This is a genomic window from Deltaproteobacteria bacterium (assembly GCA_026388415.1).
Classification (GTDB): Bacteria; Desulfobacterota; Syntrophia; order Syntrophales; family JACQWR01; genus JAPLJV01.
Genome location: JAPLJV010000054.1, coordinates 34,949 through 51,698, shown reverse-complemented (window position 1 = coordinate 51,698; position 16,750 = coordinate 34,949). Strand labels below are relative to the sequence as shown.

General features: G+C 53.4%; 14 protein-coding genes. 11 read left to right on the top strand and 3 right to left on the bottom strand.

What is annotated here, in order from left to right:
- The first annotated feature begins 321 nt into the window (after positions 1-321).
- The 6 genes from NT140_11260 (at position 322) to oah (ending at position 9,036) form a co-directional block, all read left to right on the top strand.
- On the top strand, positions 322-3,318 hold the full coding sequence (locus NT140_11260) for an insulinase family protein (protein MCX5832442.1): 2,997 nt from the start codon (positions 322-324) through the stop codon (positions 3,316-3,318).
- A 402-nt stretch (positions 3,319-3,720) separates the two neighbouring features.
- Positions 3,721-4,071, top strand: coding sequence for a cupin domain-containing protein (locus NT140_11255; protein MCX5832441.1), 351 nt, complete (start codon positions 3,721-3,723; stop codon positions 4,069-4,071).
- Between the two features lie 79 nt (positions 4,072-4,150).
- A complete protein-coding gene (locus NT140_11250) occupies positions 4,151-6,049 on the top strand; it encodes a nucleoside-diphosphate sugar epimerase/dehydratase (GenBank protein MCX5832440.1) in 1,899 nt (632 codons plus the stop codon).
- Positions 6,050-6,079: 30 nt separating this feature from the next.
- Entirely contained in the window at positions 6,080-6,607 is a 528-nt protein-coding gene (locus NT140_11245; GenBank protein ID MCX5832439.1) for a hypothetical protein, read from the top strand.
- 89 nt (positions 6,608-6,696) lie between these two features.
- Complete coding sequence (had, locus tag NT140_11240; protein ID MCX5832438.1) at positions 6,697-7,806, top strand: 6-hydroxycyclohex-1-ene-1-carbonyl-CoA dehydrogenase; 1,110 nt, start codon at positions 6,697-6,699, stop codon at positions 7,804-7,806.
- Positions 7,807-7,884: 78 nt separating this feature from the next.
- Positions 7,885-9,036, top strand: a complete 1,152-nt coding sequence (oah, locus tag NT140_11235) for a 6-oxocyclohex-1-ene-1-carbonyl-CoA hydratase (GenBank protein MCX5832437.1) — start codon at positions 7,885-7,887, stop codon at positions 9,034-9,036.
- 82 nt (positions 9,037-9,118) lie between these two features.
- Here oah and NT140_11230 read toward each other — a convergent pair whose 3' ends face one another.
- The 3 genes from NT140_11230 to NT140_11220 are packed head-to-tail and all read right to left on the bottom strand — an operon-like array spanning position 9,119 to position 12,246.
- Entirely contained in the window at positions 9,119-10,318 is a 1,200-nt protein-coding gene (locus NT140_11230; protein ID MCX5832436.1) for a Xaa-Pro peptidase family protein, read from the bottom strand.
- Between the two features lie 46 nt (positions 10,319-10,364).
- Positions 10,365-11,528: an RtcB family protein gene (locus tag NT140_11225; GenBank protein MCX5832435.1), complete on the bottom strand. Its 1,164-nt coding sequence runs from the start codon at positions 11,526-11,528 to the stop codon at positions 10,365-10,367.
- A gap of 46 nt (positions 11,529-11,574) precedes the next feature.
- Positions 11,575-12,246, bottom strand: coding sequence for a 50S ribosomal protein L11 methyltransferase (locus NT140_11220; GenBank protein ID MCX5832434.1), 672 nt, complete (start codon positions 12,244-12,246; stop codon positions 11,575-11,577).
- 118 nt (positions 12,247-12,364) lie between these two features.
- On the opposite strand from NT140_11220, the gene NT140_11215 reads away from it, so the two are divergent.
- From NT140_11215 to nadA, 5 genes are all read left to right on the top strand, one after another.
- A complete protein-coding gene (locus NT140_11215; GenBank protein MCX5832433.1) occupies positions 12,365-12,613 on the top strand; it encodes a hypothetical protein in 249 nt (82 codons plus the stop codon).
- Positions 12,614-12,956: 343 nt separating this feature from the next.
- Positions 12,957-13,397 (top strand): Rrf2 family transcriptional regulator, encoded by a 441-nt coding sequence (locus NT140_11210; GenBank protein ID MCX5832432.1) that lies wholly within the window; start codon positions 12,957-12,959, stop codon positions 13,395-13,397.
- A gap of 126 nt (positions 13,398-13,523) precedes the next feature.
- Positions 13,524-14,690, top strand: coding sequence for a cysteine desulfurase NifS (gene nifS, locus NT140_11205; GenBank protein ID MCX5832431.1), 1,167 nt, complete (start codon positions 13,524-13,526; stop codon positions 14,688-14,690).
- 94 nt (positions 14,691-14,784) lie between these two features.
- Positions 14,785-15,846: a tRNA 2-thiouridine(34) synthase MnmA gene (gene mnmA / locus NT140_11200; protein MCX5832430.1), complete on the top strand. Its 1,062-nt coding sequence runs from the start codon at positions 14,785-14,787 to the stop codon at positions 15,844-15,846.
- Positions 15,833-16,741, top strand: a complete 909-nt coding sequence (gene nadA, locus NT140_11195) for a quinolinate synthase NadA (GenBank protein MCX5832429.1) — start codon at positions 15,833-15,835, stop codon at positions 16,739-16,741. Before mnmA ends, nadA begins: the two co-directional genes overlap by 14 nt.
- The last annotated feature ends 9 nt before the right edge of the window (positions 16,742-16,750 follow it).

Sequence of the window (16,750 nt, the reverse complement as noted above, 5' to 3'; positions counted from 1 at the left end):
CACAATCTCCAGGATAGATACCAAGCGTTCCTCCTGGGCGGTAAGTGGTGTCTTCAAGCATTGGTTCAGATGGGGGAATAAATTCTCTTGGACACGCCCCATCAACCATGATACCTTTTCCACGACCTTCATGGCATCCTCTTCGGTTCCGTTTTGCTGGTTACAAAACTATACCAGGAAATACCTTGAAGGTCAATAATTACAATATGTTATTTTGCATTTTTTGGTAAAAATAAATCATCCCTCTTTTTGCAAGAGGCTCGCGCGTTAACGAAATTGTTTTCCGTTGGAAACAATTTCTAACTTGCTAAGGAGCACACAATGACCCGGAAAAATAATTGTCCTCCCCCCACTATGGCGGCCGGTGGGCAGCGGCACGGCTTTAATGTGTTGCGGGTGGAGCAGATAGAGGATATCCGCGTCACGGCCTATGAAATGGAACATGTTAATACGGGGGCCAAGGTACTGCACCTCCACTGCGACGACCCGGAAAATCTCTACGCCATCGGCTTTCGCACCCCGCCCACCGATTCCACGGGGGTTCCGCACATTCTGGAACATTCGGTACTGGCCGGGTCCGAGAAGTTTCCGCTCAAGGATGCCTTCAACGAGTTGCTCAAGGGAAGCCTCCAGACCTTCATCAACGCCTTTACCTATCCCGATAAAACCATTTATCCCGTAGCGAGCCAGGTGCGCAACGATTTCTTTAATCTGGCCCGTGTCTATACCGATCTCGTCTTGAGGCCCCGGCTCCTGAAGGAAAGTTTTTACCAGGAGGGGCACCATCTGGAATTTACCGATCCCGATAATCCGGAAAGTGAACTGACCATCTCCGGCATTGTCTACAATGAAATGAAGGGGGCCTATTCTTCGCCCGATACCCTGATGTTCAAGGCGATCCAGGAAAGCCTTTTCCCCGACAACACCTACGTTCATGATTCGGGCGGCAATCCCGAGGTCATCCCCTCGCTCACCTATGAACAGTTCAAGGCCTTCCATCGCTCGTACTATTCGCCGAGTAACGCCCGTATCTTTTTGTACGGCGATATAACCACCGAAGATCATTTGCAGTTTCTCGCAGAGATGTTTCGCGGCTTTGGCAAGACCGCCGTGGATTCCCTGATCGTCAGTCAAGAGAAGCGGGAAAAGCCGGATTACTTGAGAGGCGTCTATCCTCTGGGCAAGGAAGAAACAGCAGTCCGCAAGACAACCGTCAATTGCGCCTGGATGCTGGCGGAAAATACGGACATCGAAACGGCTCTCCTGCTGAAAATCGCCTGCGCCATGCTCGTGGGGAGTTCAGCCGGGCCGCTGCGCAAGGCGTTGATTGATTCTCATTTGGGCGAGGATCTGTCGCCGGTCACGGGTCTGGAAGCCGACTTCAAGCAAATGGTCTTTGCGGTCGGCTTGCGGGGGACGGAAACTGACCAGGCGCCGCTGATCGAGGCACTGATCATGGAAACTTTGCAGAAGATTTACGCCGACGGCTTCGACCCGGAACTTGTCGAAGGCACCATCCACCAGGTGGAATTCCACGGCAAGGAGATTTCGCGCACTTCCATGCCTTACGGGATTATCCTGATGGGCGGGGCCTACCATACCTGGCTCTATGGCGGCGATCCGCTGGCTGGGCTTAACTTCCCCCTGGCTATTCGGCAGGTGCGCAAACGCTGGGCTGAGAATCCGGCTGTCTTCCAGGAGATGATAAAATCATGGCTCATTGATAATCGCCACCGCGTGCTGTCTATTCTCGAACCGAGCAGCACGCTGCTTGAGGAGCGGGAGACGGCATTCCGGCAAAAGATGGCCGATCTGAAGGCTTCCTTGTCTTCTCAGGAATTGGAGAAAATCCGCACCGATGCAGTCGCCCTGCGCCGTTTTCAGACGGAACCCGATACCCCGGAGGTGGCCGCCACCCTGCCCCGGCTGAAGATCAGCGAACTCTCCCGGGAAACAGACAAAATCCCTACCGAAAAAAGCCTGCTGCAAGGCGTGCCGGTGTTGAGGCACGACATTTTCACCAACGGGATTGCCTACCTGGATATGGCTTTCGATGTGAGCGACATTCCCGAGGACTTGCAGCTCTATCTGCCCCTGCTGGGCAAACTGACGACCAGCATGGGGGCGGCGGGGCTGGATTACGAGGCAATGGCCAAAAGGATCGCCCTGAAGGCCGGCGGCCTCTCCTGCCACCTGGCAGCCGCTAACAACGCCGCCGGGGACGGAAACTGGCAAAAGATGATCTTTCAAGTCAAGGCCCTTTACCGCAATGTGGAGGAAGCCGTGAAAATTTTGACCGATATCCTCACTGCCGGAGATCTTTCCCAGCAAGACCGGATGTATGATTTGATTGCGGCAAGAAAGAATGGCCTCCATGCCTCCATAGTCCCTTCCGGGCATATTTTTGCCAAACGTACCGCCGCCGCCGCGCTCTCCCTTCCCGCCTGCCGTGATGAACAGTGGCACGGCCGGACGCAACTTGGCTTCATGAACGGCATCGCCGGGACAGGTAAAGGCGGCCATAATGACCTGGCGGAAAAGCTTGATCATCTGCGCAAGCTGGTTTTCCGCCCCGAGAGACTGACGCTGAACATGACTGCCGATCAGGAGGGCCTGGCTATATTGTCGCAGGCCACGGCCGCTCTCCTTTCACAATTGCCGGGCCGGGGAGAAGGCGGCGTGCCTTACACTGCCCGCCCTGCCGCCCCCTCCTGTTTTGTTCCCATCAATCTGGGTATCGCTATCCCCACGGAAGTCTCTTATGTGGCCAAGGCCTTCAAGGCCCCCGGTTACGCCGACCCCCGGGCCGCTTCACTGCTCGTAGCGTCCCGGTTGCTGTCCAACGGCTATCTTTACAAGCATATCCGTGTCCAGGGCGGCGCTTACGGGGGCATGTGTCAGTACGACCCCGCGAGCGGTCTTTTTGCCTTTCTTTCTTACCGTGATCCCCATATCGTGGAAACTCTGCAGGTCTACCGTAACGTACAGACATTCATGACTGGCAGCCGACCTGCTCGTGAAGATATGGAAAAAGCCATTATCGGCACCATAGGCGCGCTGGATAGGCCGATGGATCCGTCAACACGGGGTTACGTAGCGATGATCAGAGATTTTGCCGGCCTGGACGACGAGGCAAGATCCAGCCTGAGGCGCAAAATACTGGCTATGGAGGAAGCGCATCTGGGAGACGATATTTCCCACTATCTGGAAGAAGCGGCGGCGTCAGGCATAGTGGCTGTATATGGGGAAGAGAACCGGCTCCGTGTCGCGAATGCCGCCCTGACAGGAAACAGTCTTAATCTGGAACCCCTGGTGTGAGAAATCCTAAATAACAATTCCTTTGACCAACACCCATGCCCGGCGCGGGCACAACGAAACATGAAAATCCCCCCTTAACCCCCCTTTGGTAAAGGGGGGATGGGGGGGATTTTCATATAAACGAAAAGCTAATCGGCGCAAGGTTTTTTGCGCGCCCGGGCTGGGTTCTTGGTAACGCAAGCCGATCAATAGCAGTGTGATGGCTGGTCGCTGTTATCAGCGCTTTGATCCCAATGTCAATTTCTATTGACTTATCGGTCAACTTAGTCATATCATTCGCAATAAATCAAGATCATTAAATATATAAGGTGCGACCAAAGAATCTGCCGTTCTTTAAGGTAGGGAAAAGGCTGAAGGGATTGGTTGATAGGAATAAACAGGACATGAATATGGGGGATAACCATGAAAATCACTAGAATTGGCGATATGGAAAAAACAAGGATGGCGATGGAGGGAGCAAAAGATGTGTGGAAACAGATGCCTATATCAAAAGCTGACGGTACGCCGCATGTTTCTATTCGCGTCTTTACGATCATGCCAGGAGGACATACCCCTTATCATGTCCATCCGTTTGAACATTTGAATTATGTCATTGACGGTAACGGGGCTGTTATCACTGAGACTGGTGAAGAGCGACCTGTCAAAAAGGGGGACTTTGTGTTGGTGCTACCGGATGAAAAACATCAGTATAAAAACACATCTGCACAGGAGCCTATGGTTATGATCTGTGGAGTGCCCAAGGACTATGAATGATAGATCGTTGGAAATTTAATAGGGAAATTCGGCAAGAGCTTTTGGATGTCATTGAATGGCTCTTGGGAGAATAAAACTAATGATTCAAAGCCTTCTACACCCTACAGCCTGGAAAAAGTTTCTCTTCTTTTTTCTGTCCGATATAATTTTATTTTATCTTTCTTTATACATTGCCTTTCTTTTCCACTTTGATTTCAGTGTCAACATCGGCTATCCGGCTCTTATCATTGAGGTGCTGCCGTATTTCCTGGCCTTGAAACTCGTATTTTTGTGGTTCTTTCGTGTTTACAAGATCACCTGGCGGTATGTTGGCCTCTATGACATGATCCACATCGTGATGGCCCTGTTCGTGGCCGGTTGCGTTCTTATCATCCTGAGTCTTCCCAATCTGCCCATACCGGAACTGACCATTGCCAACTTCCCGAAACGCGTGATCTTTGCCGACAGCGTGATTTCCCTGTTTCTCGTCTCGGGCCTGCGGATTTCCAAGCGTCTGTACATGGAAGTCTTCCGGGAAAAGGGGATGTCGAAGCAGGGGAAGCGCACCCTGATTATCGGGGCCGGTAATGCTGGGGAGATGATCCTGCGGGATATGGCCCGGCAGGGGTACGATTTGTACCGGCCCGTGGGGCTCTTAGACGACGATGACATGAAAGTGGGCACCTATCTGCGCAATCTGAAGGTGTTCGGCAGGACGGCGCAATTGTCGGACGTTATTGCGTCGGAACGTATCGAGGCGATCATCATCGCCATTCCCTCCCTGGACCATAAAGCGCTGCGGCTGTTGTACGAGGCGGCGCGGAAATCGCGGGTGCTGGACATCAAGGTAATCCCGCGCATCTACAATTTCAATAAGCCGGAGTTGAATGTCAAGGGGCTCGAGGAGATCAGCATTGAAGACCTCATCGGGCGGCAGTCGGTGACCGTGGATTCGTCGGCGCTGGAGGGTTTCATCGCAGGGAAGGTGGTTCTCGTTACGGGCGCCGGCGGCTCAATCGGTGCCGAGATCGTCATGCAGGTCTGCGCCTTCCAGCCGGGCCGCCTGATCCTTTTTGACAGCGATGAGACGGAATTGCACAATCTGGGGATTAGATTGCAGCGGCGTTTTCCCCACCTGGCAGACCGGATTAATTATGCCAACGGCGACATCCGGGATCGGCTACGGTTGGAGGAGATATTCCGGGAGCTGGCGCCGCAGATCGTATTCCATGCGGCAGCGCTCAAGCATGTCCCCATGATGGAGTACAATCCCAAAGAGGCGGTCAAGGTCAACGTCTTCGGGACTTATGAGCTGGCAAAGGCGGCGGCGGCGCATGATGTAGAGAAATTCGTCATGATTTCAACGGATAAGGCGGTGCGGCCGACAAGCGTCATGGGGGCGACGAAGCGGGTGGCGGAGTATATTTGTCAGGCGATGAATGCGAGCGGAGGAACCCAATTTGTGTCGGTGCGGTTTGGGAATGTTTTGGGCAGCCGGGGGAGCGTCCTGCCCATGTTTCTGGATCAGTTGCGGCATGGCGAGGCCCTGACTGTTACCCATCGCGATATGAAGCGTTACTTCATGACGATCCCCGAGGCGGTTACCCTGGTTCTGCAGGCGGCGGTTATTGGCCGGGGCGGTGAGGTCATGGTGCTGGATATGGGGAAACCGGTCAGAATCACCGATTTTGCCGAGGGATTGATCCGTATCCACGGTCTGGAGCCATACAAGGATGTGGATATTGATGTTGTGGGACTGCGGCCGGGGGAAAAGCTCTTCGAAGAGATACTGACGGCTGAGGAAGGCACTGACGCCACCCGTCACGAAAAGATCTTCACGGCCCGCAATCCAAATGGCTACAATCGGGAACAGATTGAGGGCATCCTGGCGGAATTTCAAACGGCGCTGCAGGAAACATCCCGGCAGAATGACAGCAAGGTGCGGAATTTGCTAAAAAAGTATGTTAAGCATTATGAGGAGGGTGACAAACAGATTTAAGCTTTAAGCTAAGGAAGATGGGGAGGGAAGATGATAAGGAAACATTTATTGGGATTCTTGGTAATCGGATTGTTGTTATCCTTGTGTTGTGTAACGGGGTTTGCCGAGGATTCGGAGGTCAGCCGGGAGACGCTGGTCGGGATTCCGGGGTTTAGAGTGGTCGTGGAGGAGGTGCAGCCCAATGTGCAGAAGTATGCCGCCAAGTTCGGGCTGAGCGGCGCGCAGATTCGCCGCGATGTGGAGCAGAGGCTGCGGGAAAACGGGATACGGGTTATGGAGGGCAATGACTGGCTCGCAATCCCCGGCCGGCCTGCGCTTTGTGTCAACGTCAATACTCATGAGACGGAGAAGTACTGGTATGCCTACGATATCAAACTGGAATTACGTCAGTTAGCTGCGCTGGAGGCCAATCCGCAGGTAAAAACGCTGGCGGCTACCTGGTCGCTCAGTATCACGGGGCTGGCTAATATCGGCAGTCTGAACGTGATTCGGCAGGATGTGGGGGTGCTGGTGGGGAGGTTTGTGCAGGCTTACAAGGCGGTGAATGGTAAAAGATAGTTTTTCATTAAAAAGTATTGACAAGCTAATCATTTTGTAGTTATAACATAGCCAGAATAGAATTATCTTGATTTGAAAGGAGGAACAATATGGCAAATGTACCGGACAAAATCTTGACTTGGCAAATGGTCCAACCAACCTCGCGTAACAAGGAGACGGGGGAAGTCACACCAGGGAAAATCGAAAAAGCGGAGTTACCTGTGCCGGTGTTGAAGGCCGGAGAGGTATTGGTGGAAGTTGCAGGCTGTGGTGTGTGCCACACGGATCTGGGATATTTTTACGACGGCGTTCCCACCGTATCGAAACCTCCCCTGACACTGGGCCATGAGATATCGGGCACGGTCGTGGCGGGTGACGCAAAGTGGATCGGCAAAGAGGTTATTATCCCCGCGGTTATGCCTTGCCGTCAATGTTTGCTCTGTAAAACAGGCCGGGGCAACAGATGCCTGGCTCAGAAGATGCCGGGCAACAGCCTGGGCGTTTACGGCGGCTTTTCCAGCCACATCCCGGTTCCCAGCGTTGATCTCTGCGAAGTTAAAAACAGGGGCAGCATTCCCCTCGCCAACTTGGCTGTCGTAGCCGATGCCGCCACGACGCCTTATCAGGCGGCTAAGAGAGCTGACTTGCAGCCCGGCGACAACGTGATCGTAATCGGTATTACCGGTGGCGTTGGTCAGTACATGGGACAGGTGGCGAAGGCCCTGGGGGCGAAGACCGTCATCGGGATCGCACGCAATAAGGAGAAATTGGAGAGATCACTGAAATACGGGGCGGATTTCGTTATCAACTCTACGGACAAGGATGCCAACGCCATTTCCAAGGAATTTCGTGAACTTTGCAAAGGCAAGGACCTGCCGAACTTCGGCTGGAAGATCTTCGAGATAACCGGTGTCAAGGGAGGGCAGGAGATTGCGCTGGCGCTCTTAGGCTTCACCGGCAAGCTGATTGTAGTTGGTTTCGGCATGGCCAAGACGGAGTACGCCATCGGCCGGCTGATGGCCTTTGACGCCGATATTATCGGCAGTTGGGGATGTCTGCCCGAGTATTATCCCATTGTGCTGGATATGATCCTGACGAAGAAGATAGATATGGAACCCTTCGTGGAGAAGAGGCCCATGAGCACGATTGCCCAGACCTTTGCGGACGTCCACAAGGCCGGCTCACCTGCCAAGCGGATCGTGCTGACACCCGATTTTTGATCACTGTCGTCATTCCGGCGTAAACCGGAATGACGGTAATTTTTTGTGTACAAATAAAACCTATCAGGAGGAAAAATTATGGCTTTAGAATGGATGCCCAGAGAACATGGCAAAAAGGATCACGACAGGCACGGCTCTAACCACTGGGGAACAACGGCGCCCTGCGTAACTTATGAGAAGAAACCCCTTAAAGACCCCAAGGGTAACGTAGTTCCGGGGCTGTTTACGTCCTGGATCACGCTGAACAACCCGGCCCAGTACAACTCCTATACCACCGAGATGGTAAAGGGTGTCATCGCCTGTTTTGAGAACTCCTCGACGGATCGCGAAGTGGTCGCTACGATCTTCACGGGTACGGGACCCAACGCCTTCTGTACTGGCGGCAATACCAAGGAATACTCCGAATATTACAGCATGAGGCCCGAAGAATACGGTTCCTATATGGAGCTTTTCAACAACATGGTGGACTCCATCCTGATGTGCAAGAAACCCGTAATTTGCCGGGTCAACGGGATGAGAGTTGCAGGCGGCCAGGAAATCGGTCTGGCCTGTGATATCGCCATCTCCTCTGACTTGGCGATTTACGGCCAGGCAGGTCCGAGACACGGTTCTGCCCCGGTGGGCGGTTCATCCGATTTTCTCCCCTGGTTCCTCTCCGCTGAAGATGCCATGTGGAACTGCGTTTCCTGCGAGATGTGGTCTGCCTACAAGATGAAGGCGAAGAACCTGATCAGCAAGGTTGTGCCGGTCCTTAAAGACGACAAGGGCAAATGGGTACGGAACCCGCAGGTTATTACCGAGACCTACGTAAAAGACGGTGAGATCGTATATGGCGAAAACAAGACCGGCGACGAGGCCAAACAGGCGCGGACGTGGGTAAACGATAAACTGAAGAATAACGACTATGACTTCTCCCTCCTCGATGCCGAAGTGGACAAGATCGTGTGGATCTTCGCGAACCTCTTCCCGGGCTGCGTCATGAAGTCTATTGACGGTATCAGGCAGAAGAAGAAATCCTACTGGGATACCATGAAGAACGATCACCGGTACTGGCTGGCCACCAACATGATGGGCGAGGCCTTCCTCGGCTTCGGCGCCTTCAACACGAAGAAGATCACGGGCAAGGATACCATTGATTTCATCAAGAACCGTCAGCTCATTGCCGAAGGCGGGCTGGTGAACGAGGCTAATTTTGCGGCAGTTCTCGGTACCCCGCTGCCACCGAAGTAGTTTTCTTTGCGTCAGATTTGTATCTGCAGGCAGACTGTTCAGGCAGTCTGCCTGTTTTTTTTCGTGCGCCAGCTTATGAAGATTATCTGTCCACGATAAATATCTCCACGGGCGTCTTGCTTATCAGGCGGCCTCCCTTTTCCGTAACCACAAAGACACTTTCAATACCTGCGGCAAATTCTCCTTCGAAAACCAGCTTTGGTTCCAGGGCGAAGGTCATGCCGACTTCAAGCAAATCTGATCGTCCTTGAGCGATGTACGGCGGTTCCACGAGTTCCAGCCCGACACCGTGGGCGATGAAGACAACCTTGTATCCCGGAGGGCCAAGATATTGTTCTTCGTAACCCAGAGCTGCCGCCCGGGAAACGGAGAATTGAAACAGTTCGGAGACGGCAGTGCCCGGCGTTGCCCGTTCCAAAATTTCATCGTGTATCTCCATGGCGGCCAGGCAGGCCTGCTTGGCGCGCTCCGGCATGGAACCGATGGCAAAGAATCTTGTTTCGTCAATGTGATAGCCGTTCACTACCGTCCCGAAGTCAATCATGATCGGCTCATCGGCAGCCAAGAGTTTGCGCCCCGGCCCAGTGGGGTAGGCAGCCGAAGTTCCTTCTCCCGTGGCGGGTGAATCTATCAGACCGACGATGCCGCCGCTTCTGCCGCTCAGGATATGTCCGGGATAGGCCAGGGTTTGATAATCCCTGATCCGGAGCTGGGCGCCGTGGCCATGCTTGCGGGAAAAGGTCTCCATCATTCCGGCAAATTCCAGCTCCGTAAAGCCGGGTTGCAGTGTTTCCTGAGCGTAGGCAAAGGTGTCCCGCGACAAGGCCGCCGTCTTTTCCATCTGCTCGATTTCCCACGCCGATTTGATGGCGCGCGTTTTCAGGATACCGGCCGAGGCATCCACGAATTTCCGGATGGCAAAGAGGGACTGGTAAAAATGGAATTGCTTGACGGGCATTACATCAAATTCGAGACCCATGACCCCCGGTAGCCGGCCGTAATAATCAGCGATCAACCCCGGGATTTCCTTGACAGAATCAACCCCTAAGATCTGTTTGAGCGATGATTCCTTTAAAGCCCTCGGCAGGTATTTCTTGATGAGTAATAGCGGCTCACCCGCGGCGGGGATGTAGAGCCAGCCATTCTGTGCGGTGCCGGTGAAGTAAAACAGATCTACCTGTTGACCGACCAGAATCCCTTCAATGTCTCTTTTCTGCATTTCCTGCTGGATCTTTTCCCGGCGCGCCAGAATCTCGCTTGCCGGCACTCTAAATTCATCCATAATTTCTCCTGATTAACCCTACGTTACTAAAATCATCATCACCCGGTCAACCTTTAATCACCGCCAGGGGTTCCAGCCTGGCGACGATATCCACGAGATCCTGCTGTTCCTCCATCACCACATCAATGTCCTTATAGGCGCCGGCCGCTTCTTCGAGGTCCTGCTTGCCGCGGATGGCATGGAGAATCCCCTTGTCGTCGAGGATCTTTTTTTCCGCTTCCAGATCGAGGGTCCTGATGGCCGCTTTTCTTCCCATTTTACGGCCGGCGCCGTGGGAGCAGCTCATGAAACTCTCGGGATTTCCCTTCCCTCTGACAATATAGCTGGCCGTTCCCTGGGAGCCGGGGATGATGCCCATCTCTCCCTCCCGCGCCGATGTTGCGCCTTTCCGGTGGACGATGACGTTCTTGCCGAAATGATGCTCGAATGCTGCATAATTATGATGAATATTAATGGGTTCATCAAATTCCACCTCCGGTATTTCCGCGCGGAAGGCTGTTCGCACCCGGTCGGCCATCAGTTTGCGATTGGCAAGGGCAAATTCCAGACAGTAACGCATCTCCCGCAGGTATGTCTTTGCCTCATCCGTTTCCATGGGCAGATAGGCCAGCTCCCATTTCTTCGGGACAACGGAATGCCAGCGCTCGTTCAAGGCAATGGCCGTCTGGTTATAGCGGCTGGCCACCTTGAGCCCGATATTCCGGCTTCCCGAATGGATCATAAACCAGATACGGTCGTCTGATCCTTGCTGGATTTCGATGAAGTGGTTGCCGCCGCCCAGGGTTCCGATCTGCTTGCACGCGGAGCGGTATTGGCGGTTCACCTCCGGATACAGGTCCGGATCTTCCATCTGCGGCATCAAACTTTCGTCCTGGGCTTTTTTCTGGTGGTCGAAGCCGACGGGAACAGTTTCCCTGATTTTGCCCAGGATTTTCTTGAGCGTCGGTAAAGCGATTCCCGTCAGGTTCGTTCCGGTCGCCAGCATTCCACAGCCGATATCAACGCCGACGGCATTGGGAATCACCACCGCACTCGTGGCAATGACGCCGCCGATGGGCATCCCGTAGCCTTCGTGGGTGTCGGGCATGAGACAGACCTGCCTGAAGATGAACGGCAGGTTGGCCAGATTCTTAGCCTGTGCAAGGGCATTTCCTTCCGGGTTGTCGCACCAGCTCTTGATGATAACGCCTTCCGTATCGAAATATTTCATCTTTCCGGTCCTCTAATTATTGGGGAGGGGGCTGCCACTGATTAATTCACAGTGAGTGGCTCTCCCTGATTCGCTCGGCGGTAAAGATGGCAACATGCCGGAATTCCTCTGGTTCATCAAGATCTGGGCAGGTTATGGCCATTCCGCAGCCAATCTTGGCATAGGGCGCCGGGAGTTCCTTGACCCTTGAATCGGCCACCACCACCAGCTTTGAACGTTCAATAAAGATATCCAGAAGTTGCAAGTTGTTTCGGTCATAGAGGACATCGGCGGCCAGAAGGATATCAAAATCACCTCTTAGGGAATCCAGATTCGCTGCCGGGGTGACGGTTACACTGTTCAGTTCGGCATTGGCCTCGATTGCCCTGCGGGAGAGCGGGTCTGTGTCCAGAGCGATGACTTCGCGGGCGCCGGATAAGGCAGCGGCGATGGCCGCAATGCCGGATCCGGAGCCAAAATCCAAAACCCTTTTTCCGGCCAGTCCCTCCCCAAAGTCGCGGAGCCATCTGGCCAGCACCTGCCCGCTTGACCAGCAAAAGGCCCAGAAAGGCGGCTCATCCATGAGCACGCACCGTTCTTCATCCGTCAGGTCTTCCTGCCGGTAGTCATGGCGCAGCAGGTAAAGACGGATTTCCGGCGTGAGCGGCAGAGGTGTCTCCACGATCTCGGCATTCTTCAACAGGCGCCTGAGTTCAACAGTCAGGTTTTGCTTTGCCATCAATCTTCAAGTTCCTTTCCATGTTCACCCCTTAATGCGGGTTTTTTATTAAACCCTGCTTAAAAAATTCTCCAAAACAAAGATATTTCGTCTCCTGAAAAACACGGGGCTTTGCACAATGGCAAACGCCTTGATGTTTTCAATCTCCGCGACAAACCAGGGTTCTGATAACCCGGGCACTTCGCAGGACAAACCCGGTGTTGTCATCTTCAACTCACCGCACAAATATTTTCAGTCGAAGCCAATAACGCATCCAAGCGTGGGGAATCAAGCGCAAACCGTTCGGGAAGAAGCAGAGATAAATTCCGGCAATACCGGAAATCATCCACGAAATCGAAAAACGGCACTTCCCATTGTTGTTTTTTAGCCCTAATCATTGCCGTCTTGGTCGTCGGTATATAGCTCAATCAAAAAGCTCCTCTATCAGGGTTTTCGTCGCAGGCTTAATCATGTTTTTTGGATAATACTTTTCTATAAGTTTCAGCGCTTCAGATGCAGCGGTCAATTCCATCTCACGAATAAGAAAGCGAGTAAATCATATCAACTCTTAATGCAAAGGGCAAGTCACATACCGCTCCCCCTCATACATTAGCCGGTAAAATTTATGAAAACAGTGGTCGGTAAAAAATTTTTCTTGACAAAATTATTTTCAGAGTTTAATTACTACCAACATATTAACATTAGTAGTAATTGAAAAAGGGATTTTTATTATGAAGCTTTCGACGCGATCGCGGTACGGTGTCCGGTTTATGCTCGCTTTAGCACGTAATTATGGCCAAGGCTATGTTTATTTGAAGGATATCGCCAGGGGTGAGGGCATGTCGGAGAAGTATTTAAGCCAGATTACGATATCCCTCAAAGGCGTTGGCCTGGTAAATGCCAGCCGGGGCGCCCGAGGCGGATACACCCTGTCCCGCCAGCCGGCGGAGATTAACATTAAAGAGATCGTTGATGCCTTAGAGGGCGAGTCTTGCCTGGTGGACTGCGTCAAGGATACCAATACCTGCCCGCGCGTTCCCATTTGTGCGAGTCGCGACATCTGGGTTTTCTTAGGCGGCAAGATTGACGAAACCCTGAGTTCCTTTAATCTGGAGCAATTAGTCAGACTGAATCAGGAAAAGGCGGAAGCAACCCTGGCGCATAATATTTGATCGGCACAGTTAACTAAATAACCCCCATGCTCGGCACGGGCACAACGAAACATGAAAATCCCCCCTTAACCCCCCCTTTGGTAAAGGGGGGATGGGGGGGATTTTCATATAAAATAAGGATGGATCATGAAACGTATATATCTCGACAATGCCGCCACCACGCCCATGGAACCGGAAGTAGTAGCAGCGATGCTGCCGTACTTCACGGAAATTTATGGCAATCCTTCCAGTCTGCATTCCTTCGGTCAGGAAGCGAAGCGGGCGATAGAAGAGGCGCGGGACAGGGTGGCCCTGTTTATCGGAGCGTCACCGGAGGAAATTATTTTTACGAGCGGGGGCACGGAAAGCGATAATCATGCGCTAAAAGGTGTGGCCACGGCCCTCCGGGAGAAAGGCGATCATATAATTACAACGGGAATTGAACATCACGCCGTCCTGGAGACCTGTCATTACTTGGAAAAACAGGGATTCCGCGTGACTTTTCTGCCGGTGGACGGCTTCGGCATCCTGGACCCGGCGGATGTGCAGAAGGCCATTACGGAAAAAACGATTTTGATCTCCGTGATGCACGCCAATAACGAGGTTGGCAGTATTCAGCCTTTGCAGGAGGTCGGCCGGATTGCCCGGGAAAGGGAAATTACGTTGCATACCGATGCGGTCCAGACCTTCGGGCATCTCCCGATTAACGTGGATGACCTCGGTGTATCGCTGTTGAGCGCCTCGGCCCATAAATTGTGCGGACCCAAGGGAACGGGCATTCTCTATATAAGAAAGGGTGTCAAGATCAATCCTTTTATGCATGGGGGAGAGCAGGAACGAGGGCGGCGGGCCGCAACGCATAATGTGCCGGGCATCGTCGGTTTGGGAAAGGCGGTGGAGCTGGCAGAGAAGGGCTTGCCCGAGGAGATGGCAAGAATCAGCCGCCTGCGGGACAGATTTATCCAGGGTATCCTGACGGGGATAGAGTATACCCGTCTGAATGGCCATCCTGCGCAGCGCCTGCCGAACAACGCCAATGTCTGCGTGCAATATATTGAAGGCGAAGCGATGATCCTGAGACTCGATATGAGCGGTATTGCCTGCTCCTCCGGGTCAGCCTGTTCGTCCGGCAGCGCGGAGCCATCCCACGTGCTGAAGGCGATTGGCCTTGCCCCGGAGTTTGCCCACGGCGCCCTGCGGTTTTCGCTGGGGAGACACACCTCGGCAGAAGATATTGATCAGGTGCTGGCGGAGCTGCCGGGGATAGCGGAGAAGCTGCGTTCCATCTCGCCGCTTTATAAGAAGGCAGGTTAGTAAGTTAGAAATTATTTCTTGCGTTTTTCCGGCAAGAAATAATTTCGTTAACTTACTTATCCCGGTTAGCGGGGCTAAGGGGAAGAGAAACGGCGTGGCGGAAAAAGTAATGGTGGCGATGAGCGGCGGCGTTGATTCTTCCGTGGCCGCTCTGCTCTTGAAAAACGAGGGTTATGAAGTCACGGGCGTAACCATGTGCCTGGGCGTCGAGATGAGCGGGGAGAAGAGATGTTGCGGCCTCGATGCTGTTGATGATGCCCGGCGGGTCTGCGATCGCCTCCATCTTCCCCATTACGTATTTGATTTTTCCCAGGAGATGGAAGAGCAGGTGATCGGCAAGTTCGTCGCCGAATACAGCCGGGGCCGGACGCCGAATCCCTGTATTGACTGTAACCGCTTCCTGAAATTCGGAAGCCTTTTGCAGAAGGCGACGGCTCTGGGTTTTGATTACCTGGCCACGGGGCATTACGCTGCAATTACGCGGGAGAAAGAGCGTTTTCTTTTAAAGAAGCCGCGGGATAAGGTGAAGGATCAGACCTATTTTCTCTATGCTATGCCTTATGAAGCGCTCAGCCGGATTCTTTTTCCGCTGGCCGATCTGACTAAGGCGGAGGTACGCGGCATGGCCTTGAAGGCCGGTCTGCCCGTGGCGGAAAAGGCGGAAAGCCAGGATCTTTGCTTCGTGAACCGGGACAGCTATCCAGACTTTGTCGCCCGGCGTATGGAGACGGTTTGTCCGGGGCCCATCGTAGATCAGACCGGGCTAAAATTGGGGACGCACCGCGGGATTGTTTATTATACCATCGGGCAGAGAAGCGGTCTCGGGATTGCGCATCGGGCGCCGCTTTATGTGGTGGCAATTGATGCAGAGGACAATCGCCTGATCGTGGGCGAGAAGTCAGCTTTGAAGGCCGCGGGGCTCGTCGCGGGAGATTTGAATGTCCTGACGGACAGTTGGCCGGCGGAGGTGGAAGCCAAAATCAGATACCGCCGGAAGCCGGCAAAATGCACTTTGGTCTGGAATGGCGATAAGATAACGGTTTTATTTCAGGAGGCGGAAGAGGCGATTACCCCCGGTCAGGCAGTGGTTTTTTACCAGGGCGATTGTGTTCTCGGGGGCGGAGTCATCGAAGAGGTATTATATGGAACTTGTTGAAAGGATAAACAAATTACGCCGAGAAAAGAAGGCCGTCATCCTGGCCCATAACTATCAACTCCCGGAAGTGCAGGACATTGCCGATTATGTTGGCGATTCTCTGGGCTTAAGCGTTCAGGCCTCCCGGACCGACGCCGAGGTGATCGTCTTTTGCGGCGTTCATTTCATGGCCGAGACGGCCAAGATTCTTTCTCCGGGGAAGACGGTGCTGTTGCCGGACAAGGATTCCGCCTGCCCCATGGCCGATATGATCAATGCCGACCAGCTCCGCAAGTTAAAGGCCCAGCACCCCCGCGCCAAGGTGATGTGTTACGTGAATACTTCGGCGGAGGTAAAGGCGGAGTGCGACATCTGCTGCACCTCGTCGAATGCCGAAAAGATTGCCCTGGAGGCCTTCGCGGCTGATGAAGAGGTCATTTTTGTCCCCGACAAGTATCTGGCCCATTATGTGGCCGCCCAGACGGGGCGGAAATTTATCGTTTGGAAAGGGTTTTGCCCGACCCATGCCCGTATTTTGCCGGAGGCTATTTTAGAGCAGCAGCGCCTGCATCCCGCGGCCAAGGTCATTGTCCATCCCGAAAACCGGCCGGAAGTGATTGCCCTGGCTGATCGCGTGCTTTCGACGGGCGGGATGAGCAGCTACGCCCGAGACGATGAGGCCAGGGAGTTTATTGTGGGGACGGAGATCGGCATTCTCCACCGGATGCAGAAGGAAAATCCCGATAAGATCTTTTATCGTGTCTCTGATCTGGCTATTTGTCCGAATATGAAACGGACGACGCTGGAAAAAGTACTTTGGTCGCTGGAAGAAATGACGTTTAAGATTGAAGTGCCGCCGGAGATTATGGCGCGGGCGAGAAGCAGCATCACGAGAATGCTGGAATTTCAGGGGTAGGTGTTAGTA